Here is a 23,795-nt window from a genome sequence, read left to right on the forward strand (position 1 = left end):
CAGCGAAGGTTCAGCGAAGGTTCAATCAACAAGCCAGCGCGACAGCCACGGCTCATAGAATGCCAGATCGGCCGGGACCGCGCCACGGATGCCGCACACCGCGCCGGCAAATGCATTGGCGCGCGTGAGCGTGGTGTCCAGCGGCCAGCCGCGCGCCTGCCCAAGCAGAAATACGGCAGAAAACGCGTCGCCCGCGCCGACCGTGTCGACCAAGCGAGCCGGCCCCGCAGTGTCGTGCGCGGTGACGACGGCGCCGTCGGCGCCAAAGTACACCGCGCCGCGCGGGCCGAGCGTGACGATCAAGCCTTGCAGCGAAAACGTGCGGATCAGCGTGGCGCATGCGCTGCGTACTGCCACGCTGTCCATATGCTGCGTGGCGTGGCGGGTATGCGTGTACCAGCCGAACAGGTTGCGCAACTCGTCCTCGTTGACCTTGACAATGTCGGCCAGGTGCAGGGACTCGAACACGCAGCGCTCCGTCACCTGCCCTTCGCGCACATTCAGGTCAAGGTAGCAGCTCGCCGTGCTCGCTGCCAGCAGCGCGCGCAGCGCACCGCGCGAAGTCTCGCAGCGCTGTGCCAAGGTACCAAAGTAAATGGTGGCGGGCGGCGGCCCGGCAACGGCGGCCAGTGCGGCTGCCGCGTCGATATGGTCGTACGCCTGGTTGGGGAGAATGACAAAGCGGTGCTCGCCGTGCGCGCGCTCGACCAGCACGCGCCCGGTCGGCTCGGCCGCGTCAAGCTGGAGGCCATCCTGGCGCATGCCGAAGCGCGCGAACTCGGCGCGCACCAGCGCGCCGGCCGGGTCATTGCCGGTGCGGGTAATGAGCAGCGGCGCCAGGCCGAAGGCGGCAAGGCTGCGCGCCACATTGAAGGGGGCGCCGCCCACCACTTGCTCGGTGACGAAGTCGTCAACCAGCGCTTCGCCAAATACCAGCAACGGCCCCGTGTCCGCTTTGACGCCAGGCGTCGGGGTAAGTGAATTTGTCATCGATGCGCGCCTCAGGTTAGCGTTCGAGCCACAGCATGGCCCACGGTTGCAGCACCACCTGATCGGCGTAGCCAGGCCAGGCGCCGGCCTGCAGAGCGGCGAGGCTGACCACGAGCGGCAGGCCGGAAAAGTTGGACAAGCTCAGGAAGCGCTCGCCGCGCGCCAGCGCCAGCAAGGCCGGGTCCGCGGCCGCCAGCACGCTGCGCGGCGCGTCGGCCGCCAGCGCGGGCAGGCGACGGCGGGCGGCGATCAGTTCGCCCAGGCGCCGGTACAGCTCACCCGTCACAGCGCTGGCGTCGGCGCGTTCGGCAAAAAGCCGTTCGTCAAAAGGGGCGCGCTGGACCCAGCGCGTGTCGTGCGCACGCGAGGCGTCCAGAAGATAGGTGTGGTCGTTCTGCATGCCCAGTTCGTCGCCCATGTATAGCACCGGCAGGCCGCCGAACGACAGCGCCAGAGCGTACAGCAGTAGCAGACGGCGCACGCCCAGTTCACGCTGTTCAGCGTTGATCGCGGTCTCGATGCCGGCCAGCGCCGCGGCGCTGCCGTTGGTGCCGTGCACGGCGCGCGTGCCGCTGGTCTGAAAGGCGACGCCGGCGGCGAAACTGTCGCCGTCGGCATAAAAGCGTGCGATGGACGCCAGGCGCGCGTCGTCACCGGCTTCCGCGCGCAGCACGTTCCAGCCAATATCGTCGTGGCAGCGCACATAGGTCAGCCAGCTCGCCTCCGGCGGCAGCGCCGGGGTGGCGTCGATCACCGCTTGCAGCAGCGCGGTGTCCTGCTCGGCCAGCGCCGCCCAACCGGCCGTCATCAGGGTGCTGTGGTACGCCAGGTGGCACTCGCGCTGCGCGCCGCTCCCGAAGTAGGCCGGCAGCGCGCGCGTGGGGACAATGGCTTCCGCCTTGAGCAGCACGCCCGGCGCGGCAATGTCGACCAGCGCGCGTATCACTTGCAGCAACTGATGCGCCTCGGGCTGATTCATGCAGCTGCTGCCTTCCCGCTTCCAGAGAAAGGCGGTGGAATCGAGCCGAAACACTTCCACGCCGCGGTTGGCAAGGCGCAGCAAGGCGAGCACCATCTCGCCCAGCACAGCCGGGTTGGCGTAGTTCAGGTCCCACTGGAACGGATAGAAGGTAGTCCAGACCCAGCCTTGGACGGCGTCGACATACGTGAAATTGCCGGGGGCAGCTTGCGGGAAGACTTGGCCGAGCACCTGTTCGTAACGCTCAGGGACGCTCTGGTCGGGAAATATATGAAAGAACTGGCGCAGCGCCGGATCGCCGGCTGCAGCGCCCAGCGCCCACGGATGGTCGTCGGCCACGTGGTTGAGCACCAGATCCGAGCACAGGCTGATGCCCGCTTCGCGCAACGCCGCAGTGAGCGCCAGCAAGTCGTCGGTGCTGCCCAGCGCCGGATCGACCTCATCGAAGCTGGCGACGGCAAAACCGCCATCGTTCTCGCCGGCGCGCGGGCGCAGGAAGGGCAGCAAGTGCAGGTAGGTCACACCGAGTTCGCGCAGGTGTTCGATGCGGCCGATCACGCCGCGCAAGGTGCCGCCGAACTGCGGCACGTAGGCGCTGTAGCCAAGCATGCTCTGGCGGGTGAACCAGCCAGGTTCGGCGCTGCGCGCCGCGTCCAGCGCGTGCAGCGCGGCGGGACGCTGCCCGTGCAGGCGTCCGATCGTCTCCATCAAGGTGCTGAACCAGGCGTCGAGCGCGGGATCTGCTCCGTACAGCGCTGCCAGGTGCTCGCGCAAGGCTTCCTCACGCTCGGAAAAACGCTGCGAGGCGGCCGCGCGAAGGCGCTCGGGCAGCGCGCTGAGCATGCGCGCGTGTGCATTGGATAGTGTCATGGAAAAATCGCATCAGGTAAGGCACGGCCGCGCGCGGCGGCCGTGCGGGTCGGATTAAAACGAGTACTTCAGCGTCGCCTTGACCGAACGGCCGCCAATCGAACGCGCCGCATGGCCGTCGCCTTCAACCTCGGTATAGCCGGTCTGGTTGAACAGGTTGTTCGCGCTGAATGCCACCAGCACGCGCTGCGAGAACTGATAATTCAGGTAGCCGTTGACGGCGGCGTAGGCGCGCATATTGATGGTATGGGCGTCGTCGGCCCACGCCTTGCCGGTGCCAATCACCGACGCGCCGAAGCTGACGTCCCCGATCGTGTAGCTTGGCGAGACCTGGTACACGGTTTTTGCCTGGCGCCGCGGCGTGTTGCCGATGACCGCTTCGGCGCCGGGCGCGGTAGCGGTGATCTCGGCGTCGGTGAGGGTCACGCCGCCCATGATCCGCAGCGGTCCCGCGTTGTACGCCGCCTCGATCTCCACGCCCTTGGCGCGGTAGCTGTTGGCCGTCGTTTTCTGGGTTGTCGCTTCGAAGTTGGTTTCCTTGGTCCGGGCCTGGAACAGCGTCACAAAACTGCTGATGCCACCGCGCCGCCACTTCACGCCGCCTTCGAGCTGGCGCACGGTGTTCAGACTAATCGGCACGCTGCCGTCGAGCGGGGTACCGAACAGGATGCGGTCGGCGTTGAACGAGACGCCGTCGCTGACGCGGGCGAACAGCGCCACGCTTGGCGAAACACGGTAGTTGCCGCCGACCGAATACGAGGTGTGACCGAGCTCGTAATCCACCGACTGCAGCGTGGCCGGGTCGTAGCGAATGCCCCGCGTTGCAATATTGGCCGTGCCGGAGGCGCTTTGGCGGTCATGCCGCACGCTGGCGTCGACATTGACCGGACCCTGCTCGAAGCCGACGTTGACGTAGGGCGAAAGCAGCTTGTACTGCATGTCGACGGCGCGCGAGCAGCAGCCACCGAAGGCTGGCCCCACCAGGCCAGGCGTGCTGCTGGCAGTTTGCAGCAAGGCTGGCCGGTCGCCGCTGGCCTGCATCAGGTACTCATTGAAGTTCCAGGTCAGCGCGAGGTTTTGGGTGGAGGCGTACAGGCCGCCGGTGGCAGTGACCTTGGCGCTGCCGGCAGCGAACGTCTTGGCCAGCTTGGCATCGTTGAAGGTAGCGCCAGCGTCGTCGATCGCGGTATTGAACACAACGGCGGAAAAAGCGCGGCCGTTATAGGCTTGACCTGCGTTCGGTCCGGTAGCAAATTTGTAGCTGCCGACGGCGCCGTTATTGCCCGGGAATACACCGACGAAGCGGCCCGAATTGTTGGCGTGGCGGAAGTTTTCGCTCAAGGTCCAGCCCTCGCCAAAGCGCAGCGACGCTTCTAGGCCGATGGTGTTGCTCTTGACCGCTAGGCCGTCGTTGACGTCGCTCGTGACGGCGTTGTTGCCCTTGCCGAGCGAGACGTCGCGCACCCAGTACGGCGAATAGAACGTGGCGGTGCGCGGATCGATGCCGGGCAATGCCGACACCTGTTGATTGGTCACGCTGACCGGCACCGGCAAGGCAGTCGGGGTCTGGTCGTTGAGGTGTTTGAGCGACAGGCGTACAAAGCCGTTTTCGAATTCATGGGTGATATTGGCGCGGATCTGGCCACCTTTTTCGGTGTGCATGCCGGTGTTGCGCACGCCTTCGCCGCTGCGGTAAAAGCCGGCCACGAAATAGCGGGTCTTGGCCGACAGTGCGCCGCCAAAGTCGGCGTCAAAACGCGTGGAATGGTAGTCGAGACCTGTGGTGATGCCGACGCTGCCGCCCTTTTCAGCGCCATTTTTGCTGATGAAGTTGATGATGCCGCCCGGCGAATTGCTGGCCAGGGTGGAGGCCGAACCGCCGCGCACCACTTCCAGGCGGTCGAGACCGCCGTCGATCTTGACATACGCATCCGGCGTAATGAAGTTGAAGTCGCCCGACTGCAACACCGGCAGCCCATCTTCCTGGATCTGTACATAGCGCGCGCCGCCGGCCGAGATTGGCACGCCGCGCACCGTGATGTTGGCGTTGCCTTCACCGCCCGACGACTCCGAGCGCACGCCCGGGATGGAGCGCAGCACTTCCGCAGCGCTGGTCGGCGCACCGTTCTGGATCGACTCCAGACTCATTGTGCTCAGCGAGACGCTCGACTTCATCTTGGAAGTGCCGCCGGTGCTGCCGGTGACGACGATGCGCTCCATGTTCAGTCCGTCCGCGACCGGCGCGTCGGTTGTAGGGGCTTGCTGGGCAGCGGCGCCGCCCATATGCAACAGTGCGACGGACACTGCCGCCGCCATGCGTTTGACTGGGAAATTCATGTGCTCTCCTCCGGTGGGTTGCCGCCGTACTGCATGTCGGCGGTTATAGTTGGTTTAGGTACAAGACGAATCAAGTATGGAACAGATGCGCGGTTTATGCAATCGATTGCATCCTTGTTGCTAAAATGAGAATTTGAGGTCAAAAAGAGGGCGACAAGGGAGGAAAATCAGGCTAACGCGCGCGAATTGGCGTCGGCGCGCCGGGAGTGCAAGAAAAATGAGATGAGCCGAGGAACGACTTGCAACCGATTTCAGCGCGCCAAAAAGCTATTTAACCGCCGGCAGTGGCGCGCACGATTAATTCGGTTGGAAGCTGGCGCGAACCGGGCGCTTGCCCGTCGACCAGCGCCAGCAGTGCGTCGACCAGCGCGTGCCCGGCCGCGCGGATCGGCTGGCGAATCGTGGTCAAGGGAGGATGGAAGTACGTCGACAGTTCAATATCGTCATAGCCGACCACGGCAACGTCGCGCGGCACGCTTTTACCCACTTCACGCAGGGCGTTAATAGCCGTCATGGCCAGCAGATCGCTGCAGGCGAAGATGGCGTCGTATCCGAGCGCGCGGCGCTCGATTTCCTGGACGGCATGCGCGCCACTTTCCGGCAGAAAAGACACCGATACGCACAGTTGTGGATCGACCTGCAGTCCATGCTTGCCCAGCGCATCGCTGTAGCCGCGGTAACGCTGGGCCACTTCTGGCAAGTTGATGTCGCCGAAAAAAGCAATCCGCTTGCGCCCCTGCTTGAGCAAGTGTTCGGTGGCAAGCATGCCGCCGCTGACGTTGTCGCCGCCGACAGTGACGTACAGTTGTTGCGCCAATTGTGCGCCCCACACCACGATCGGCACATGGCGCGCGGCCAGCTGGTTGAGTTGGTCATGCTGGCGCCACTGGCCGATCAGGATAATACCGATCACGCGCCCGGTGTCGAACGGTTGCGCCGCAGCGTCAATCTGGCGCGCATCGACGCGCGAGAGCAGCATGTCGAAACCGCGCTCGGTGAGCGCGTCCGCCAGGCTGCCGAGCATGCTGAGGAAAAACGGGTCAGACAAATGCTGGCGCGTGGCGGAATCAAACGGCACGACCACGCCGACGGTGCGGTTTTGCTTGAGGCGCAGGTTTTGCGCGCCGATATTGATGGTGTACTTGAGCGAAGCGGCCAGCTCCAGGATGCGGGTGCGCGTTTCGTCGTTGACCAGGGGGCTGTGGTTGAGCGCGCGCGACACGGTGGCCTTCGAGACCCCGGCAAGACGCGCGATATCGGCCATCTGCAGGCGTTTTTGTGCCGCCCCGCCGGTGCTTTCCTCAGAACTGCCCATCGCCGCGACCGCCTTACTGGGGCACAGTATCTTTGAACGACTGGCGCTCGGACAGTTTGTCGTACAGCTTGGCCAAATTGGCGTAGTCGTCGCGCCAGGCAATGTCGGGGAAGCGGAAATCGAGCCAGCCCAGGCAGCAACCGACAGCGATGTCGGCCAGCGTGTAATGGTTGCCCTTGCAAAAAGGCGACTCGCGCAAATTGGCCGACATGACGGCCAGCCCCGCGTGAACCTTGCCCATTTGACGCTCGATCCAGGCCGGGCTTTGCTGCTCGTCGGGGCGCAGCGTGGTTTCCAGGCGCACCAGCACTGCAGCGTCGAGCACGCCGTCGGCCAATGCTTCCCAGACCTTGATGTCGGCGCGGTCACGCGCATTTGGCAGCAGCAATTTGCACACGGGCGTGAGCGTATCGAGGTACTCGACGATCACGCGCGAATCGTACATGCTGCTGCCGTCTTCCATCAGCAGGCAAGGAACCTTGCCCAGCGGATTCGAAAGATGAATTTTTGTTTCGGCGCCCCACACATTTTCGATTTCATAGCCGTAATCGAGCTTTTTTTCGGCCAGTACCACACGAACTTTGCGCACGTACGGGCTGGCCAGGGAACCGATGAGTTTCATAGACGCTTTGAATAGAAGATTGGATCACAGTATAGCATCGCGTTTCGCGCCCATGGAGGGCAAGCAGGCTGCTGCTGTGCGGCCACAACATCGGCTTGACATTGGCGCCGGTGGTAAAATTGCGCTCTCTGCGGCACGCGCGCGACATTTTTTCCCCTCCTCATAAAAGCCCTCTCCATGACCTCTACCGTCCCCTACTCCACGCTGTCGGCCCTGTCTCCACTGGACGGCCGCTACGCTGCCAAGACCGACAAGCTGCGCCCGATCCTGTCCGAATCGGGCTTCATGCATCACCGCGTCAAGGTCGAGATTTCGTGGCTACAAGCGTTGTCCCAGGCCGGCTTTGCCGAGATCAAGCCATTCTCCGTAGAAGCGACCGCCTTGCTGGAGCGCATGGCAGCCGATTTTTCCGAGAACGATGCAGCGCGCATCAAGGCGATCGAAGCGGTCACCAACCATGACGTCAAAGCGGTCGAGTACTGGCTCAAGGAGCAGGTCAAGGACGTGCCGGAATTGCTCTCGGCAACCGAGTTCATTCATTTCGCGTGCACCTCGGAAGACATCAACAACACCTCGCACGGCATGATGCTCAAGGCGGCGCGCGACACGGTGATGTTGCCGGCCCTGCAGGGCCTGGTCGAGAAGCTGACCCAGATCGCGCGCGACAACGCTGCCGTTCCGATGCTCTCGCGCACCCACGGCCAGACCGCCAGCCCGACCACGCTGGGCAAGGAAATGGCCAACGTCGTCGCGCGCCTCAAGCGCGCCATCGAGCGCATTGCCGCCGTTGAGATCATGGGCAAAATGAATGGCGCCGTCGGCAACTACAATGCCCACCTGTCGGCCTACCCGGGTTTCGACTGGGCGAATTTTTCCAAGAACGTGATCGAGCAGCGCCTGGGCCTGACGTTCAATCCGTACACGATCCAGATCGAGCCGCACGATTACATGGCCGAACTGTTCGACGCCTTCGCGCGCACCAACACCATCTTGCTGGACTTGAACCGCGATATCTGGGCGTATATTTCGCTCGGTTACTTCAAGCAGACGACCAAGGCCGGCGAAATCGGTTCCTCGACCATGCCGCACAAGGTCAACCCGATCGACTTTGAAAACTCCGAAGGCAACCTGGGCCTGGCCAATGCCGTGCTCAAGCACATGTCCGAAAAATTGCCGGTTTCGCGCATGCAGCGCGACCTGACCGACTCGACCGTGCTGCGCAACATTGGCGTGGGCCTGGGCTACGCCTTGCTGGCTTACGACAGCTGCCTGCGCGGCTTGAACAAGCTGGAAGTGAACCGCGCGCGCCTGGAACAAGACCTCGATGCGAACTGGGAAGTGCTGGCCGAGCCGGTGCAAACCGTGATGCGCCGTTACGGCATTGAAAACCCGTACGAACAGTTGAAAGAACTGACGCGCGGCAAGGGCATTTCAAAAGATGCGCTGCGTGAATTCGTCACCACGCTGGCCATTCCCCAGGATGCGAAAGACTTGCTGCTGGCGATGACGCCGGCAAATTACCTGGGCATTGCCGAAAAGCTCGCGCGCGAGATTTGATGGTCTAGGGAAGCACTGATTTATTCTGAGGGATGGAATCGGCCAGTGAAAAAGGCGGCCGGCAAGGCGCAAATTCGCAGCAATAGCTAGCTATTGCGAGAATTTGCAACGCCGCAGGGCGTCTTTTTTCATGGCCGAGTCCGCCCTCATGAATTAATCAGTGCTTCCCTAGCGGCATGTCGGACTGATCGGCGCCAGTGGCGCCGGCTATCCTGCTGTTGCCTTACCTCTGCCACACCAGCTTGACGCCCAGCGCGCGCCCCACGTGCGTCCTGGTCGCCAGCGGCCCGTACTCCCCGTGCGCGCCGTTCAAATTCTGCCCGAACACCGACAACTCCACCGCGCGCCGCAAGCGCCAGCCAAAGCGCGCGTCGAGCGCCGTATAGCCGGGCACGTCCGGTTCGCTCAGCGCACCGACCTTGCGCAGCATGAGGTCAAACTCTTTGTCGTCGCCCAGGTTGAAACTCGATCGCAGCTGGAGCGTATGGGACGGATCCTTGCCCACCGTGCCCGGCCCGGCCGCGTCATTGCTGAGCGCCTTCAAGGTCATGCTCTCGTGCAGCGCCATCAAGCCTGCGCTCAGGCGCCATGCCGGCGTGGCTTGGTAATTGCCCCACATTTCGATGCCGTCCGCCTTGCCTTGCATCAGATTGCCAAAGGTGACAAAGGTGCCGCCGGGATCGACTTCCTGCGTGCGCAAATGATCGTAATCATGGTGAAACGCCGTCATCGAATACGACAGCTTGGCCAGCGGCTGGCCGCGGTAGCCCAGTTCGAACACGGTGGCCACTTCGGAACGGATGCGCGGGCCGCCGCGCAGCAAGTACGGCGGCTTGCCGGGGATAAAGGCGTCGGCGTCTAGCCTGGACGGCGCGCGCACCGTGCGCGAGGCGCTGGCCCACAGCGTGTGCGCCGGCGCCATGGTCCACGCCAAGCGCAGCGTGGGCAAAAATTCCGTGCCCGTGTACCCATTGCGCTCAATACGCGCGCCAGTCACCGGGCGCAATGACTTGCCCAGCGTAACTTCGTCCTGCGCAAACAGGCTGGACCAGTTCTGGTTGGTCTTGGCGGGCAGAAAGGCAATGTAGTCGCTGTTGCGCACATCATCCCAGGTACGGCGATAGTTCGCGCCCCACACCAAAGCATGCGCGCCGATCGCCGCCAACGCATGCTGGAACTGCAGGTCGGCAATATCGAGCGACTCGCCAAAGGTGGGCGGCACGTCGCGCCGCGTATGGTCCAGATAGCCTTGCAGGCTGACGCCGGCGCCCTCGCCCAGCAGATAGTTCCAGCGTCCGGTCAGGTTCACGCCCGCCGTATTGATCGGCCCAAGCGCGAGCGGCACGCCGGTTTGCAGTGCGCCCGGCTCCGGCTGGTCGGCCTGGCCGCGGTAGGCGTTGCCGTGCACGCTGAACTGGTGGGCGCCGCGCTCCCAGTCGGCGCGAAAGCCGCGCTGGGCTTGCTGGCGCGCGTCGTTGACCACTTGGACGCTCGCCAGTTGCGTGCGCCGTTCCTCAAGATACTTGCCGTAGGCGCGCCAGTGGCCGCCGCCGGCCAGCGCGCCGCCCTGGCGAAACGCCACGTCGTAGCCGCGCTCGCCAGCCGTCACAACGCCCATCGCGCCCTGGATGTCGCGTGCCGACCGGGTGGTAATATTGATCACGCCATTGACCGCGTTGGCACCTCACAGCGTGCCGCCGGGTCCGCTGATGACTTCGATGCGCGCGATATCGTCGAGCATCAAGTCCTGCGCATCCCAGAACACACCCGAAAATAGGGGCGCATACACCGAGCGCCCGTCCACCAGCACTTGCAGCTTGTTCGGTGCGCTGTCGTTGCTGCCGTTCAGGCCGCGCGCGGTGATGGCATAGCCCCCGTTGGCGCCCTGCGCCACTTGCAGGCTGGGCGCCAGGTGCAACACGTCGGCCAGGTTTTGGAAGTTTGAACGCCGGATATCGTCGGCAGTGATGACGAACACCGAGGCGGCGGCGCCCGATAGTGTCTCGGCTTTTTTGGACACCGAGTAGATCTGGATGTTGGCCAGTTCCTCGATTGACAGGTCGGCGATCTCGGGCGACGCCGGTTCGCCCGCGCGGGGCAGGCAGCGCCAGCAGTGGCAACAGCGGCAACAGCGGCAGCAGCGGCAACATTACGGCCAGGCGCAGGATTGCTGTTTTCATGAGAGTCTCCCGGCAAACGTCACTGCATGGTTAGTATGATCAGATCGCTTACCGATTTTTACAATAGCAGACCCGTTGGCCCGTTTTCAACCGTGTTACTCTCGCGGCAAGCACAAGCAGGTTTTTTTTGGTATATTGGTTCTAACACGTACTAATTTAGAGGCGTCAATGCAACAGCGCTACACCAACGTCGCGATCATCTTCCACTGGCTGGTTGCGCTGATGATCATCGGCGCGTTCAGCATGGGACTGTTCATGACTGATATGGCCGTGTCGCCCGCCAAGCTTAAATATTACTCCTGGCACAAATGGACCGGGGTCACGATCCTTGCGCTCGCCACATTGCGCCTGTTGTGGCGCCTCGGCCATCCCGCGCCCGCCTATCCCGCCAGCATGCCCGCGTGGCAAAAATCGAGCGCCAATATCTTGCATGGCATGCTGTATGTGCTGATGTTTGCGGTGCCCGTGTCCGGCTATTTCTACACGCTGGCGGCAGGCTACCCGGTGGTTTATTTCGGCTTGTTCAAGCTGCCTGTGCTGATCGAGAAAAACGCAGAACTCAAGCCGGTGCTGCAAGCGGTGCATTTCTGGCTCAACATGACGCTGGCCGGCGCGGTCGGCGTCCACATTGCCGCTGCACTGAAGCACCAATTTATCGACCGCGACGGCGTGCTCAAGCGCATGCTGCCCAAGGCGTAATTTCACCTCCCGGAGAATGTATGAAACGAAACAGTGGCACATTGTTTGCAGCGTTGCTTGGCGTTAGCCTCGTTGCCGGGGCCGTTCCGCTCAAGACCGATCCGGCCAAGAGCCGCGTCTCGGCCGTCTTCAAGCAGATGAACGTGCCGGTTGAGGCCCCCTTCAAAAAGTTCGCGGCGGCGATCGACTATGATGCCGCCAAACCGGAACTGGCCAAGGCCAGCGTCGAGATCGATACGGCCAGCCTCGATGTGGGGGACGCCGACATGAACAAGGAAGTGGCCAAGAAAGACTGGTTCAATTCCGCCCAATATCCAAAGGCGAGCTTCGTGTCCTCGGCGATCAAGCCGGCCGGCGCCGGCAAGCTCAGTGTCATCGGCAAGCTGACGATCAAGGGCAAGAGTACCGAGGTAAATTTCCCCTTGACGGTCAAGACCGAGGCCGGCAAGCAAGTGTTCGAAGGCGCGCTGCCGATCAAGCGGCTGGCCTACAACATCGGTGAAGGCGACTGGAAGGATACGGGCATAGTCGCCGACGAGGTCGTCATCAAATTCCGCGTCACTGCGGCGCAGTAACATCCATTCGAAAAAAAGGAATTCCATGAAACTGAAGCAACTGTTTATTGCACTGCTGGCCTCCGGCGTTGCCGCCACCGCCTTTGCTGCCGCCGATACGTACAACATCGACCCGAACCACACCTTCCCGAGCTTTGAAGCTGATCACATGGGCCTGTCAGTCTGGCGCGGCAAGTACAAGAAGACCAGCGGCACCGTGACGCTCGACCGCGCGGCCAAGACGGGGTCGATCGACATCCTGATCGATGCCGCCTCGATCGACTTCGGCCTCGACGCAATGAACACGCACGCAAAAAAGGACGACATTTTCGACGTCGCCAAATTTCCGAACGTGACTTACCAGTCGAAGACGATCACCTTCACGGGCGACACGCCGACGTCGATCGCTGGCGAGTTGACCTTGCACGGCGTCACCAAGCCAGTCACGCTGACGATCAATAAATTCAAGTGCGTGATGCACCCGATGCTCAAGAAGGAAGTGTGCGGCGCCGATGCCAGTGCCACCTTCAACCGCGGCGACTTTGGCGTGACCAAAGGCTTGCCGATGTTCTCGCCGGAAGTCAAACTGGCGATCCAGGTCGAAGCCGTCAAAAGCAACTGATCGCAATCACTATAATGAAAGCCCCGCTGCCGCAAGGCACGGGGCTTTTTTCATACCGCAACCATCTCCCCCGGGGGAGGTTTTGGAAACATTTTGGTGGGAGATGAAGAAAGCCCCGTTTTCCTTAAGGAAGCGGGGCTTTTTGGGGCTGCGATGGCAGCGTTGCTGCCAGGCGGTGCTGGTTAGCGGCCGTCGCGGTCGAAGTCGCCAGGCATGGCGCGCTCAACCTTGTCCCACGCCGCACGCGAAGCGGACTTGGCTTGCTGCCAGTTCAGGCGCGAGCTGCCTTTGACGCGATCCCATTCGGTTCCCAGGTCGTTTTCTACTGAATCGAACTGCTGGCCAACATAACGGCCGCGGCTGTTGTAGCCCAGTTCGTAGGCAGGACCGTAGTCGTCGTAGGTGTAGCCTGGCGAATAGTACGGAGCCGTCTGGTACGAAGAACGCCAGTAAGCCGACTCTTCCTCTGGGTTGACCAGCGATCCAGCGGCGTGACCTGCCATGCCGCCCGCAACGGCGCCGATACCTGCGCCCACGGCCATGCCGACCGGACCGCCTACGGCGCCAACGGCGGCGCCCATTGCCGCGCCGCTGCCGGCGCCCACGCCTTTGGCGAGGTGGTGATCATGCAGGTCGTCGCCCGGGGTCGGGTTGACGACTTCGCCTGCACCCTTGCCTGCCAAGCCACCAGCCAAGCCGCCGATGGCAGCGCCCGCCGCCATGCCGATAGGACCGGCAACGGTACCGGCCATGGCGCCCGCTGCCGCGCCGCTACCTGCACCCATGCCTTTGGCAAAGTGGTGTTCGGGCAGTTCGTCGCCTGCCTTGGGATTGATAACTTCGCCCACACCCTTGCCTGCCAGGCCGCCGGCGATACCGCCGATTGCAGCACCTGCCACAGTACCGATAGGACCGGCGACCGAACCGATGGCCGCACCGGTCATGGCGCCGCCTGCGGCGCCCACGCCGGTACCGATGATGTGCTCGCCGGCATTGTCGGTCCAGCTGCGCTCGATATGCATGGCATCGTCGTCGCTGCGTGGATTTACGCCCATCAGGATGCCGCCGCTCTTGATGCCTTCTTCGTAGTGCACGACGCGCTCTTCAGGAATGCCGGCGCCGATCAGCGCGCCAACCAGGCCGCCTGCCAGACCGCCGGCGCCGGCGCCGGCCAGTGCCGCTGCGATTGGACCGGCCACAACCAGGCCAATGCCTGGCAGTACCAGCGTGGTGCCGACGGCGGCGATGCCGGCCAGCACTGCGCCAATGGTGCCGCCGATGCCGGCGCCGACGCCTGCGCCTTCGGCAGCTTTGCTGCCCAGCTCCGTGTCGGTATCGTTGAAATGGGTCTTGCGGGTGTCGTCAGACATCATCAAGGTGACGTCGTCACGGCTGTAGCCGCGGTCTGCCACGGCGTTGTAAGCGCGCTCGGCGCTTTGGCGGTCACGGAACAGGCCAGTAACCATACGATCGTTTTTTTGGGTGGTGGTGTCGTAGTTGCTCATTGGAATTTCCTTTCGAATTTTATTCATGTTCATGTGCGGGGCTCGCAGATAAACCTGGAAATATTTTGCCAGTGGTGCAACGATAAATCGACCGTAGAGCACCTTCCGTACGGTGACGCACGTTAACTTATACATTCTCCGAGGTAACAAAAAAATAATAAAAACACAATGCGTTTTTTGGTACGTTGCCGCACCGACCATGAAACGAGCGACCCTTAATCTGCTTCCACGGCCCAGCAATCGGCAATGCGCTCGGGGTCTTTTTTAACTAATAGGAGGAATCAATCATGTTATTCATCATCTGGATCGTGGTAGGTGGTATTTTGGGTTGGCTGGCAAGCATGGTCATGAAAACGGACGCTGAACAAGGCATGATCCTGAACGTTGTCGTCGGTATCGTCGGCGCCTTCCTGGGCGGCTGGCTGCTCTCGCCGCTGTTTGGCACCGGCACCATCAATCGCGATGACTTCAGTATCACGTCACTGCTGGTGTCGTTCCTCGGCGCCGTGATTCTGTTGGCCATCGTAAATCTCTTGCGTCGCGGAAAAGCGCGTTAATATGCTTTACCCCAACTAACCAACGCCCTGGGCGTTGGTTTTTTTTTGCCCGAAAGTTAGTCATGAGAACGAAATCCCTCAAGGCCGCCCTGATCGCCACCGCGTTAACGCTGCTTGCCGTCTTTCTGACGTTTAACTTCATGCCAAGCGAGAAGAAAATTGAACGGCAATTGCAGCGCCTTTACAACGTGGACGACCCCCAATTTCGTCGCTCCATGGGTGTCTTGCTCGGTCCGCCGATCATTGAAGGAAACCAGGTGGAGGTGCTGCTCAACGGCGACCAGATTTTCCCTTCCATGCTCAAGGCGATCCGCGAAGCGAAACAGACGATCACGTTCGAAACCTATATCTACTGGTCGGAAACGATCGGGAAGGAATTTTCCGACGCACTGATTGAACGCGCGCGCGCGGGCGTCAAGGTGCATGTGCTGCTCGACTTTATCGGAAGCATGAAGATGGACGATGCGGCGATGGACGCGATGAAATCGGCCGGCGTCAAATTCCATCGTTATCACAAGCCGGTCTGGTGGAAATTTACAAAATTGAACAACCGCACGCACCGCAAAGTGCTGGTGGTTGATGGAAAAATCGGCTTTACGGGCGGCGTCGGCATTGCCGACCAGTGGCGTGGCAATGGCCAGGACAAGGAACACTGGCGCGACACCCACTTCCGGATCGAGGGTCCGGTAGTGGGCCAAATGCAAGCCGTGTTTGCTGAAAACTGGACCAAGGCCACCGGCGTCGTGCTCGACGGCCAGCCGTACTTTCCCGCGCTGGCGGCGAAAGGAAGCCACGCTGCGCAAATGTTCAGCAGTTCACCCAGCGGCGGCAGCGAAAGCATGCTGTTGATGTACCTAATGTCGATCACCGCAGCCCAAAGCACGATTGAACTGTCGAGTTCTTACTTTGTGCCGGACGAGCTGACCATCAAAGCACTCGTTGCCGCAGCAAAACGCGGCGTAAAAGTGCGCATCATCACGCCCGGTGACACAATTGACTCGCGCATCGTCCGTGCGGCATCCCACGACACGTGGGGGCCGCTGCTTGCCGCCGGTATTCAAATTGCTGAATACCAGCCGACCATGTACCACGTGAAGGCGCTCGTTGTCGACTCACTGATGGTTTCAGTAGGTTCGACCAATTTCGACAACCGATCGTTCAGTTTAAATGATGAAGCAAACCTGAATATTATCGATGCAGTCTTCGCCAAGGAACAGGTTGCGGTGTTCAACAACGATTGGAAGCTGGCCAAGCCGATCACCTACGGCGCCTGGCTGGACCGGCCGTTCCTCGACAAGGCGGCCGGCAAGCTCGCCGCGCTGGTGGGCGACCAGTTGTGAGTTGCGCCGTCGGGACGCCGCCGCGCAGCGTCCATACAACATGCATATATTGCACATAAATCGCGCTTCAACGCTGCCATGGTCAAAATCTGATTGACTAAAATATGGGCGCTGCGGATACTCTAGGGCGCTCAAAAGGCGTGCCCTGTTCCGACTGACCATAATGAGACGAAACGCGAATGAAAAAGACCCTGATCACGCTCGCTATCCTTAGCATCGCAAGCGCCCATGCCGACGAAGGTATGTGGATGCCGCAACAGCTGCCGCAAATTGCCAAGCAGCTCAAAGCCGCCGGCTTGAAACTCGACCCGGCAACGCTGACCAAGCTGACCGAATTCCCGATGAACGCGATTGTGAGCCTGGGCGGATGCTCGGCTTCCTTCGTCTCGCCGATGGGACTCGTTGCCACCAATCACCACTGCGTGTACAACAGCGTGGCCGTCAACTCGACGCCTGAACGCGACCTGCTGGCCAACGGTTTCCTGGCCAAGACACTGGCCGAAGAATTGCCGGCTTCGCCTGGCAGCCGCATCTATGTCACCAAGGGCGTGACCAACGTCAGCGACAAAATCATCAGCGCCGACGTTGCCAAGCTGAGCGGCAAGGCACGGGTTGACGCGATTGAAAAGGCCCAGAAGAGCCTGGTTGCCGAGTGCGAAAAAGACGCCGGCCACCGCTGCACGGTCTCGAGCTTTTACGGCGGCCTGGAGTTCTACCTGATCAAGCAACTGGAAATTCGCGACGTGCGCCTGGTGCATGCGCCGCCGGCGGGCGTGGGCAAGTTTGGTGGCGACACCGACAACTGGATGTGGCCGCGCCACACCGGCGACTACGGCTTTTATCGCGCCTATGTCAGCAAGGATGGCAAGGCTGCCGATTTTTCCAAGGACAACGTCCCCTACCAGCCGGCTACGCACTTGAAAATTGCCAAGGAAGGCGTCAAGGAAGGCGACTTCATCATGGCTTTGGGGTATCCGGGCGCCACCAACCGCCACCGCCTGCCGTCCGAAGTGGCCAACACCTTCGGTTGGAACTATCCCGCGTTCGTGCAACGTTCGGCTGAAACGCTGGCCACCATCGAGAGCGAGACCAAGACCAATCCTGATGCCAAGCTCAAGTACGCGGGCCAGGTTGCCGGTGTCAACAATTACTACAAAAACCGCAAGGGCATGCTGACCAGCTACGCCGGCAGCGACTTCCTGGCGCGCAAGACGCAGGAGCACAAGGACCTGAAAGCCTGGGTGAATGCCAATCCAACCCGCAAGGCGCAGTACGCCAACGACATCGAGCAAGCCGAACAATTGATCGCGCTGCGCGACGCCAAGGCCAAGCGCGACTTCTACCTCGGCACGTCAGCGCCGCGCCTGCTCAACAGCGCGCGCGTGATGTACCGCCTGGCCAATGAGAGCGTGAAGCCGAATGCCGAGCGGCGTGCCGGCTTCCAGGAACGCGACCTCAAGCGCTTCCAGGCAAGCGTGGCCGGCATCGACCGCACCTACGACGAAAAAGTCGACAAGGCGCTGGTCATGAACAGCCTCGTCAAATACGCCGCGCAGCCGAAAGACCAGCGCGACGCCGGCTTCGACAGCGCCATGGGCATTCGCGACGGCATGACCGCGACCGAACTGCGCGCCATGCTCGACACCCTGTACGCCGGTTCCAAACTCGGCGTTGCACCCGAGCGCGCCGCGTGGCTGGGCAAGAAGCCGGAAGACTTCAAGACCAGCAACGACAGCTTCATCAAGGTAGCCGTTGCCATGTACGAACAAGGCTTGAAGGATGAAGCGGAAGAAGAGGAACTTGGCGGCAAGATCCAGCAATCCTACGCCAACTATATGAAAGCGAAGATTGCCTACATGACCAGCAAGGGCCGCGCCGTCTACCCGGACGCCAACGGCACCTTGCGCGTCACCTACGGCAACATTGCAGGTCGTCCATATGGCGCCGATGGCACCGGATCCTGGACCGCCTTCACCACCGTCAAGGGCGTGGTGGCGAAAGCGACGGGCGAAGGCGAATTCAACGCACCGCAAGCGCAGCTGGCCGCGATCCAGTCCAAGGATTTTGGCAAGTATGTCGATGCCAAGCTCAAGACGGTGCCGGTCAACTACCTGGCCACGTTGGACATCACGGGCGGCAACTCCGGTTCGGCAGCGCTCAACGCCAAGGGTGAATTCATCGGCTTGGCATTTGACGGCACGCTCGACTCGATCATCTCCGACTGGGACTTCAACAAGACCAACACGCGCGACATCCAGGTCGACGTGCGCTACATTCTGTGGAACATGAAGCATGTCGACAAAGCCGACAACCTGCTCAAAGAAATGAACGTGGAATAAGCAGCGCAGCCACAACCGAACGCCACGTCGCCGCAAGGCCGCGTGGCTTTTTTTCGTCCCAACAATGTTTTTTAATTGGGGTCAGACCTCGTCATTAAAATTGTTTTTTAATTGGGGTCAGACCTCCGTTTTGGAGCAACAAATTGCCAGCATCCACGAATACCTTCCGCATTGGCAGAGAAATCGCCCTGAATCATTCCTATAATAAAAAGAACGGGTTCAAAAAAGACGTGACGGCAATTTTTACGGCGAAAAGCAATGCAAAATCGGGGTCAGACCTCAGCGATGCAACTATTGCATCACTGTGGTCTGACCCCGAAGTGGGGGGTGTCGCGGATGGGGTAGTTTGCTGGGGAAACTCAGGCGTCGTTCAGTTTGGAGTGGTGGATGCTGTACAGGAAGTAGGTGGCCAGCGCCAGACCCATCACGACAGCAAACACGGTGTAGGTGGTGCGCGACAGACCGTGCATGATGTACAGGCAGGCGGCGATGCTCATGCCCGGCACCAGATAGGGCCCGAACGGTACGCGAAAGCCCTTGGTCAGCGCTTCGCCTTCGCGCGCGCGCAGCACCGGTACGGCAATCGATACCGCAATGAAGGCGGTAAGCGTTCCCATACTGACCATGTCCCACAGAAAGCTCGAATCGACCAGCGCCGCCACCAGCCCCACCACCAGGCAGACAATGACGGTGTTGCTGACGGGCGCCTGGGTGCGCGCGCTAACGTGCTGGAATGTTTTCGGAATCAGCCCGTCGCGGCTGATGGCGTACAGGATCCTGGTCTGTCCGTAAATCGTTACCAGCGTCACGCTAAATACGGAAATGACGGCTCCGGCCGACAGCACCAGCGCCGGCCATGCCTTGCCGGTCACGTTTTGCAGAATCACCGACAAGCCCGCCTCCTGGCCCTCGAACATGGACGCCTTTTGCGCGCCGATCGCCGCGAACGCAACGAGCATGTAGAACACTGTCACGATGCCCAGTGCGGCCAGGATTCCGATCGGAACGTTGCGCGTCGGATTTTTCACTTCCTCGCCGGCGGTGGCCACGGTATCGAGCCCGATGAACGAGAAAAAGACCAAGCCGGCGCCGGCGGCCACGCCCGCCATGCCGCCCATCCCCTTGCTGTCATCGGTATTGAAAAAAGGCGTGAAGTGCGACGCGTCAAAACCGGAAAACGCGATGACGACGAAAAACAGCAAGATCGCCAGCTTGATCAGCACCATCACCGCGTTGGTCGTGGCCGATTCCTTGGTGCCCCGGATCAGCAGGAAGCCACACAAGATGATCAGCAGCACGGGCGGCAAGTTGATGTGCCAGGCGTGAATTTCCAGCCCATGCTTGCCGGCGACAAACAATGGCGTGCGCAAGGCTTCCATGATTTGCAGGCCGAAGGCATTTTCCAGGAAATTGTTCAGGTAAGAGGACCAGCCGATTGCCGTGGCGCTTGCCGCTAGGCCGTACTCGAGCAGCAAACAGGCGGCCATGATGAAGGCGGCGAATTCGCCCAGCGTTGCGTAGGCGAACGAATAAGACGAGCCCGAGGCGGGGATGCGGAACGCCAGCTCGGCGTAGCACAGCGCCGTGAGGCCGGCCGTCAGCGCGGCGATCAGGAACGACAACACGACCGCCGGGCCCGCCTTGGGCACCGCTTCCACCATCGTGAAGAAAATCCCGGTGCCAATGGTCGCCCCCACGCCAATCATTGTCAGCGGGAACAGCCCCATGGTGCGGGCAAGGCCGCCTTCGTGATGCTTGCTTGCCGTTTTGGTGCGGAACAGCTTCTGGCCCAATGTCTGATTCACGGATCAATCCTTAATATGGTGCAATGGTCAATGGCAGCAGCGATTATAGGTGCTAATGCCATTTACTTATACACATCTTTGAGGACGGAAACGGGGCTGACTCTTGCCCGCAACGCCATGCCGCACGCACCCTTGTGCTTACTTCTCGAGATTGACTTTCGCTTCCGATTTGCCCTTGAAAAAGCGCGCAATCGCCACGCCGATGCCGCCCACGCCGAGGATGATCAGTTTCTTAAATGCCAGCAAGAGCGCGAACAGCTTGCCGAACAAACCCAGCTTGGCGGCAACGCCACCGGCCACCAGTGCCGCCAGCCCGTATTCAGCTGTCTTGTCCGTCGATGCGTTGAAATCAGCGTAGCGGTTGCCGGGCGTGAAGTCGGTAAACGCCGTGACGTGCTTCATTTCCTGTTTGATGGCCGCGATCTGCTGCATGTTAGCAATGGCATTGAGGACCAGCACGCCCTGGCGGCCGAGCACGCGGATGTTGTAGTTGAGGTCAGTCCCGGTGCTGCCTGCACTCTTGAATTCCTTGGCCCAGTACATTTTCTTGTGAACCTTGTCGTAGCTCGGCGCTTCCGCCCAGCCCACCAGCGTCATCGCCGCATAGCCCTGCTCCTTGCGGGCGACATTATTTTCCACTACCTCGGCCTGCATATCCTTGAGCAATTCGTCGTACTTGATGGTGTCCGCATCGCTATCGGCGACATGGCCGTCGCCTTCGTAAGTAATCAAGACGCCCCACCCGGCCTGGCTCAGCGGGCTGGCATTGGCCGGCACGATCATGCCCAGCGTCTTGTCGTTGTCGGGCGGATTGCCCCATCCCTGCACCAGCACGCGGTCGGCATCAGCCGGGCTCAGGTAGCGAAAGCCGGCCGGCAAATCCAGCGTGGCCAAGCCGCCGGGCAGCGCGATCTTGCCGGTCTTGTAGGTCAGCGACGCTTCGACTTGCTCCGCTGTCATCACGGCTGCCTCCGATTCCTGCGCGAAAGCCGTGCCGGTGCAGCCGAGGACCAGCAACAGCAGGGAAAGTTTGAGGGCGTTGAACATGATGGACGGTCGGTAGTTGGGGGAAGCAATCATTCTACCGGGAATTGTTGCACATATCTTAATTAATTAATGCATCAGCCACATGTTGGCCGCGCCCGCAGGCGAGCGGCGCGCGCCGGTCCAAGGTGCAAGCTGAGCAACCGGCGCACGGTTCACCCAACGATATGTTGCATGTTAAATGCATCTTTTGATAGAATTCTTTTTCTTTCGGGTTCGCCGTCGCGCCCTTCACGTCTTTTGCCGAAGCTGAACATGCAGGCAAGCGCCAATAGATCTGCACCAATATAGGACACAACCACAATGATTTCCCCAGCCTCCCGCGTCTATATCGACGCCAGCGTGCCGGTGCTGCGCGAGCACGGCGTTGCCATCACCACGACTTTTTACAAGAATATCTTCGCCGAAATTCCGACGCTGACCAACCTGTTTAACATGGGCAACCAGGCCAATGGCTCGCAGCAGCAGTCGCTCGCCTCGGCCGTATTCGCCTACGCCGCCAACATCGGCAGCCCCGACAAGCTCGGCCCCGTGATCGAGCGCATCGTGCACAAGCATGTCTCGGTGGGCGTACGCGCCGAGCACTATCCGATCGTGGGGCGCCACCTGCTCGGCGCCATCGCCCACACGCTCGGTGAGGCGGCCACGCCGGAGCTGCTCGCTGCATGGGCCGAAGCCTACGGCGCCCTGGCCAATATATTCATCGCCGCCGAACAGAAAATGTATGCCGCCGCCGGCATCGAACCCGGGCAGCAGCGCGCCATGCGCGTAACGAGCGTGGTGCGCGAAAGCGAGGACGTGCTGGCGATCCGCATGACGCCGGTGGACGGCGGATCGGCGAGCGCATTTCACGCCGGGCAGTATCTGAGCGTGTCCGTTCCCCTGGCCGATGGCCGCAGCCAGATTCGCCAGTACAGCCTGTCGGACGCGCCAGCCACCGACAGCCTGCGCATCTCGGTCAAGCGCGAACACGGCAGCGGCACGCCGGCCGGCGAGGTATCGCAGTGGATTCATCAGAATGTGCGCGAAGGCAGCGTGCTGCAGGTCTCGCCCCCATGCGGGGACTTTGCCATCGATACCGAGTCCGACCAGCCGCTGGTGCTGCTGTCGGCCGGCGTGGGCATCACACCGATGATCGCCGCCCTGAACCGGATTGCGCAGCACAATCCGCAGCGCCGCGTGATCTTCGCCCACGCCGCCCGCAGCCAGGCGCACCACGCGCACCAGGCCGACCTGCTGGCAGCCGGCGCGCTGATGCCGCATCTGCAAGTAATAACCTTCTATGAGGAAGGCGGCGGCGCGCTCGAAGGCCGGATGGAAGTCGCGCGCCTGCCCGCGTGGGAGCGCACCGGGACCGATGTTTTCCTGTGCGGACCGCTGCCGTTCATGCAGGCGCAGTGGCAGGCGCTGCTCGCCTGCGGGGTGCCGGTCGCGCGTCTGCATCGCGAAGTGTTCGGCCCGGAAGCGCTTGAGCATATCCTCACGCAGTAAGTCCGCGGGTACGACGGGCCTTGTCGCTCGCCTAGTTCGCCACCACGTGAACATGCTTGCCGCTGATGCTGCGCTGGGCCGGATCGCCATACACGGTGATGCTGCCCGAGCCATTGGTCTGGGCCACCAGCGCCTGCCTCACGCGCGCGCTGATGTCGCCCGAGCCGTTGGTGCTCAAGTCGGCGCGCTCGCTGGCCAGCGCCATCAGGTTCACGCCGCCGGATCCGAATACGCGCGCATTGACGTTGGTCGCCGCGCCGCTGGCGAGCATGTCGCCCGAGCCATGCACCTTGACGTTGAGCGCATCGGCCCTGACCTCGCCCATGGTCAGGCGCCCGGAGCCGTTCAGTTCAAGATTGGCGTTCCCGCTTTGCAGGGCGCTCGCATTGACGCTGCCCGAGCCGCTCAGCGCCATGTTCAGGCTTCCCACTTTCCCCGACAGCTGGCTCTCGCCGGAACCCGATTTGGTCAGCGTCAGCGCGCCGCCGTTAAAGCCGCTAGCCACCAGGCGCCCGGAGCCCGACGCCCGGATCTGGCCCAGTTGCGGCGTGGTGTAGATGATGCGCAGGCTGTTATTGGTGCGCACGCCGCCCTGCACCCAGACCCGCATCGCAGCGCCCGTGTTTTCGGTGCGGATCAGCGGCAGCAGGTTGCTGTCCGCTTCCACTTGCAGCGACGGCGCCGGGCCCACCCGCAGCTCGACCTGCAGCGGTCCGCTCATGTCAAATTCGGTCAGGCCGGCGGACACCGCGCGGCGCTCCAGCATCACCTTGCCGTCGCCAACCACGGCATCCTTGCCGAAGACGGTATGCAGCGAGACGTCGCCGTCATTGGGCGCAACGATGATGGCGCAGCCGGCCAGGGCGGCGGCGGCAACTAAAGTGAGGGCGAGCAGTGGACGCATGATGTGCCTTTGTTGAGGTGGGAGAATCGACGCAGTTGCGTCAGTGGTCTCACCTTAACAAAATGCCTATGTAGCGCCCCCCGCA

Annotated in this window: 19 protein-coding genes; 8 read left to right on the forward strand and 11 right to left on the reverse strand. The window is 61.7% G+C overall.

Going from position 1 to position 23,795, the window contains the following annotated elements; all coding sequences use genetic code 11:
* Positions 1-21 precede the first annotated feature (21 nt).
* The 5 genes from ACP7D4_RS09260 to ACP7D4_RS09280 form a co-directional block, all read right to left on the reverse strand.
* The gene (locus tag ACP7D4_RS09260) at positions 22-990 is read right to left on the reverse strand and encodes a PfkB family carbohydrate kinase (RefSeq protein WP_426103832.1); all 969 of its coding nucleotides are present in this window, start codon (positions 988-990) and stop codon (positions 22-24) included.
* Positions 991-1,006: 16 nt separating this feature from the next.
* A complete protein-coding gene (locus tag ACP7D4_RS09265; protein WP_426208767.1) occupies positions 1,007-2,839 on the reverse strand; it encodes an alpha-amylase family glycosyl hydrolase in 1,833 nt (610 codons plus the stop codon).
* 54 nt (positions 2,840-2,893) lie between these two features.
* The gene (locus tag ACP7D4_RS09270; RefSeq protein WP_426103834.1) at positions 2,894-5,176 is read right to left on the reverse strand and encodes a TonB-dependent siderophore receptor; all 2,283 of its coding nucleotides are present in this window, start codon (positions 5,174-5,176) and stop codon (positions 2,894-2,896) included.
* A 271-nt stretch (positions 5,177-5,447) separates the two neighbouring features.
* A complete protein-coding gene (locus ACP7D4_RS09275) occupies positions 5,448-6,491 on the reverse strand; it encodes a LacI family DNA-binding transcriptional regulator (protein WP_426208769.1) in 1,044 nt (347 codons plus the stop codon).
* A 13-nt stretch (positions 6,492-6,504) separates the two neighbouring features.
* Positions 6,505-7,113, reverse strand: a complete 609-nt coding sequence (locus ACP7D4_RS09280) for a glutathione S-transferase family protein (RefSeq protein WP_426103836.1) — start codon at positions 7,111-7,113, stop codon at positions 6,505-6,507.
* A 177-nt stretch (positions 7,114-7,290) separates the two neighbouring features.
* Here ACP7D4_RS09280 and purB point away from each other — a divergent pair, with 177 nt between their 5' ends.
* Positions 7,291-8,670 carry an adenylosuccinate lyase gene (gene purB / locus ACP7D4_RS09285; RefSeq protein WP_426208771.1) on the forward strand — a complete coding sequence of 460 codons (1,380 nt, stop codon included), beginning with the start codon at positions 7,291-7,293 and terminating at the stop codon, positions 8,668-8,670.
* A 223-nt stretch (positions 8,671-8,893) separates the two neighbouring features.
* On the opposite strand, the gene ACP7D4_RS09290 is transcribed toward purB, so the two are convergent.
* Together ACP7D4_RS09290 and ACP7D4_RS09295 are read right to left on the reverse strand one after the other, a co-directional pair.
* The gene (locus ACP7D4_RS09290) at positions 8,894-10,333 is read right to left on the reverse strand and encodes a TonB-dependent receptor plug domain-containing protein (RefSeq protein WP_426208773.1); all 1,440 of its coding nucleotides are present in this window, start codon (positions 10,331-10,333) and stop codon (positions 8,894-8,896) included.
* A 21-nt stretch (positions 10,334-10,354) separates the two neighbouring features.
* Complete coding sequence (locus tag ACP7D4_RS09295) at positions 10,355-10,690, reverse strand: TonB-dependent receptor plug domain-containing protein (RefSeq protein ID WP_426103838.1); 336 nt, start codon at positions 10,688-10,690, stop codon at positions 10,355-10,357.
* Positions 10,691-11,018: 328 nt separating this feature from the next.
* Between ACP7D4_RS09295 and ACP7D4_RS09300 the strand changes: the two genes are divergently transcribed.
* Genes ACP7D4_RS09300 through ACP7D4_RS09310 form a run of 3 tightly spaced genes read left to right on the forward strand, consistent with a single transcriptional unit; the run spans position 11,019 to position 12,725 of the window.
* Positions 11,019-11,549, forward strand: coding sequence for a cytochrome b (locus tag ACP7D4_RS09300; RefSeq protein ID WP_426103839.1), 531 nt, complete (start codon positions 11,019-11,021; stop codon positions 11,547-11,549).
* A 20-nt stretch (positions 11,550-11,569) separates the two neighbouring features.
* Positions 11,570-12,124: a YceI family protein gene (locus tag ACP7D4_RS09305; protein WP_426103840.1), complete on the forward strand. Its 555-nt coding sequence runs from the start codon at positions 11,570-11,572 to the stop codon at positions 12,122-12,124.
* 25 nt (positions 12,125-12,149) lie between these two features.
* Complete coding sequence (locus tag ACP7D4_RS09310; protein ID WP_426103841.1) at positions 12,150-12,725, forward strand: YceI family protein; 576 nt, start codon at positions 12,150-12,152, stop codon at positions 12,723-12,725.
* 182 nt (positions 12,726-12,907) lie between these two features.
* On the opposite strand, the gene ACP7D4_RS09315 is transcribed toward ACP7D4_RS09310, so the two are convergent.
* The gene (locus tag ACP7D4_RS09315) at positions 12,908-14,230 is read right to left on the reverse strand and encodes a hypothetical protein (RefSeq protein WP_426103842.1); all 1,323 of its coding nucleotides are present in this window, start codon (positions 14,228-14,230) and stop codon (positions 12,908-12,910) included.
* Between the two features lie 287 nt (positions 14,231-14,517).
* On the opposite strand from ACP7D4_RS09315, the gene ACP7D4_RS09320 reads away from it, so the two are divergent.
* The 3 genes from ACP7D4_RS09320 to ACP7D4_RS09330 all read left to right on the forward strand — a co-directional run bounded on the left by ACP7D4_RS09320 (position 14,518) and on the right by ACP7D4_RS09330 (position 18,466).
* The gene (locus tag ACP7D4_RS09320; RefSeq protein WP_426103843.1) at positions 14,518-14,787 is read left to right on the forward strand and encodes a GlsB/YeaQ/YmgE family stress response membrane protein; all 270 of its coding nucleotides are present in this window, start codon (positions 14,518-14,520) and stop codon (positions 14,785-14,787) included.
* 62 nt (positions 14,788-14,849) lie between these two features.
* Positions 14,850-16,127 (forward strand): phospholipase D-like domain-containing protein, encoded by a 1,278-nt coding sequence (locus tag ACP7D4_RS09325; RefSeq protein ID WP_426103844.1) that lies wholly within the window; start codon positions 14,850-14,852, stop codon positions 16,125-16,127.
* Positions 16,128-16,306: 179 nt separating this feature from the next.
* Positions 16,307-18,466 (forward strand): S46 family peptidase, encoded by a 2,160-nt coding sequence (locus tag ACP7D4_RS09330; RefSeq protein ID WP_426208775.1) that lies wholly within the window; start codon positions 16,307-16,309, stop codon positions 18,464-18,466.
* A gap of 359 nt (positions 18,467-18,825) precedes the next feature.
* On the opposite strand, the gene ACP7D4_RS09335 is transcribed toward ACP7D4_RS09330, so the two are convergent.
* Both ACP7D4_RS09335 and ACP7D4_RS09340 read right to left on the reverse strand, forming a co-directional pair.
* Positions 18,826-20,271, reverse strand: a complete 1,446-nt coding sequence (locus ACP7D4_RS09335; RefSeq protein ID WP_426208777.1) for an APC family permease — start codon at positions 20,269-20,271, stop codon at positions 18,826-18,828.
* Between the two features lie 138 nt (positions 20,272-20,409).
* Positions 20,410-21,318 carry a DUF2167 domain-containing protein gene (locus ACP7D4_RS09340; protein WP_426103847.1) on the reverse strand — a complete coding sequence of 303 codons (909 nt, stop codon included), beginning with the start codon at positions 21,316-21,318 and terminating at the stop codon, positions 20,410-20,412.
* Between the two features lie 300 nt (positions 21,319-21,618).
* Between ACP7D4_RS09340 and ACP7D4_RS09345 the strand changes: the two genes are divergently transcribed.
* The gene (locus ACP7D4_RS09345; RefSeq protein ID WP_426103848.1) at positions 21,619-22,806 is read left to right on the forward strand and encodes a globin domain-containing protein; all 1,188 of its coding nucleotides are present in this window, start codon (positions 21,619-21,621) and stop codon (positions 22,804-22,806) included.
* A gap of 31 nt (positions 22,807-22,837) precedes the next feature.
* Here the strand turns inward: ACP7D4_RS09345 and ACP7D4_RS09350 are convergent, their stop codons facing one another.
* A complete protein-coding gene (locus tag ACP7D4_RS09350) occupies positions 22,838-23,710 on the reverse strand; it encodes a head GIN domain-containing protein (RefSeq protein ID WP_426208779.1) in 873 nt (290 codons plus the stop codon).
* Between the last annotated feature and the right edge of the window lie 85 nt (positions 23,711-23,795).

The organism is Massilia sp. TWP1-3-3, assembly GCF_049897805.1.
Taxonomy (GTDB): Bacteria; Pseudomonadota; Gammaproteobacteria; order Burkholderiales; family Burkholderiaceae_D; genus Telluria_A.